The 2,065-nt window shown below is 50.5% G+C and carries 2 protein-coding genes; both read right to left on the minus strand.

The genetic code is table 11. The features are described 5' to 3' along the window. Positions 1-114: 114 nt before the first annotated feature. Positions 115-543 (minus strand): GFA family protein, encoded by a 429-nt coding sequence (locus HMPREF3142_RS28145; RefSeq protein ID WP_001554382.1) that lies wholly within the window; start codon positions 541-543, stop codon positions 115-117. Positions 544-736: 193 nt separating this feature from the next. Continuing rightward, complete coding sequence (locus tag HMPREF3142_RS16885) at positions 737-1,732, minus strand: IS110 family RNA-guided transposase (protein WP_003031929.1); 996 nt, start codon at positions 1,730-1,732, stop codon at positions 737-739. Between the last annotated feature and the right edge of the window lie 333 nt (positions 1,733-2,065).

The raw sequence follows: 2,065 nt of genomic DNA on the forward strand, positions 1-2,065 counted from the left end.
TTGACTCCACAGACACATGTAACCTCATCTGGCGTCTCCATGCCGCTGACGCGGCATCCGAAAGCATCCCGATGCTGTAGGCTTTAACGTCTGCTTTGTGCCAAATGCTGACGCTCAGGAATTGAGTTTCAGGTACTTTAAAAGCGAGGCTAGCGACTCGACAGGTCCAGCGTGACAACTAGGTGAGCGGGTTTCATCCCAGGGCATTGCATCATCAGTGCAGAAGTCTCCTGCACATTCCATTTCAAGACGTTCGTCAATTAAACCAACAGGAACCCAGACATAAGGTACGTCTCGCAGACTGTTAGGCACAGTTGAGCCACATACATTGCAAAAATCTGTACGGTACCCCGTTGGCTTAGACCATGAAGCAATGCAGTTTTCCCCTTTAATCCAGCGAAACTCACTGTCTTTGACTAGTGTGGCGAGATTGTAACCCACACCGCTCTGCTTTCTGCAAAGCGAGCAATGACAACGATAAAACACTGCTGGTTTATGAGTAAGTTCAAATTCAATTGTTCCACACAAACAAGATCCATTCATTTCAAAACCATTCCTGCAAGGTCTAAGAGATTTTATGAAACATTACCATCTTTTTTGTACTGAATAGGAGCGCTCTTTTTGGCAACTCTAAATCAGCTATCAGTCGGTCTGAATATCCGCTCTTCGCTCATAACGGACTGCGCTCACTTATTGCAGTGAGCGTTACCTTGTGTTTAATGCCAGCCTGGTATAGTCAGGTTGACAGTACCGGTTTCAGGTCTTCGTCATTAAAAACGGTTCGGGTCTTCAGGACGCCATAACACCAGTGCACCAGTTTCCGCATCAGCGCGCCAATGGCCACCATTTTAGGTTTACCCCGCAGGCACATCTCATCGTAAATATTACGCATTCGCTTATTGTAGATTTTTCCGCACAGGGCGGACATGTAAAGCTTCGCTCTCAACTGAGGGGGGCCGATTTTCGACATCCGCGGTCGGCTCCGGACCGATGTGCCTGAGCGTTTCTCGATCGGCACCACGCCCAGAAAGGCGGCAGCCTGCTCAGCCGATACAAAGTTATGGCTGCGAAGCACGACCAGCATATGCATCCCCAGCTGGGGACCAACCGATTTAATTGAGGTCAGCAGTGTATAATCACGCCTCAGTGCGGGGCTGGCTTTGATATGTGCTTTAATCTGCCGCTCGATATTACTTACCTCCTCGCGCAGAAGCTGCGCCATACGCCTGCAGGAACTGATAATATCTGCAGGTGTGTCTGTCGACAGGTATTTTTCCAGCCTGTTCTCCTCACGCAGGGCATCACCCAGCAGAACATCCCGCCGTCGCAGGAGTGCACCGAGATATCTGATTTCGGGTGCCGGCGGCTCCCAGCGGTGTGGCTTCTTAAGGAATGCGTAACAGGCCAGCATATACGCATCCACCTTATCCGTTTTTGTCATTATTCCCATGCCACGTGCAAACTCCCGACTGCGGTGAGGGTTGGCCAGAGAAATCCGGAAACCGGCATCATGTAACTCAGTGGCCAGCCGTTCGTGATAAACACCGGTAGCTTCCATTACCACATGAACATCTTCCGGACCGCAGTGTTGAAGCCTGAGCCAGCGAAGAATATTTTCAACTGAATGCCTGTTATTTTGGATGTTACGGGTTTTTATGCGTCCTTTGATACCGTCATAAAGCATGCAAAGATCCAGAGTGTTTTTACTTACGTCAATGCCGACTGGAAACATGGTCAAACTCCTCTCACATAAACCGTCACGCCTGTTCGCCTTGTACATACGGAGTCGAGCTCCCGGTAACCGTTCAACCTGATGTGCTGGCGTGAAAGGTGAAGCGGAGGGCCATATGCTGCAAATCAAGGTTCAGCGGTGCCGAATTTTCTGACCTTCAGGGAAGGGAGCGGCTCACTCTGCTTCAGTGGTGGTAGCTAATCACCACAAACTGTTAGATACAAGGATGGGGAGAGGGATTGGCAGAACCTGTCAAAACGGCAGCCGGCTGCGCCGGCCGACGGCGCCATTTGCCCACAGTACTCCATTCAACTTCAGCTGGCGCCTCTATGC

Origin of the sequence: Klebsiella sp. HMSC16C06 (genome assembly GCF_001808325.1) — a bacterium.
GTDB classification, from domain to species: Bacteria; Pseudomonadota; Gammaproteobacteria; order Enterobacterales; family Enterobacteriaceae; genus Klebsiella; species Klebsiella variicola.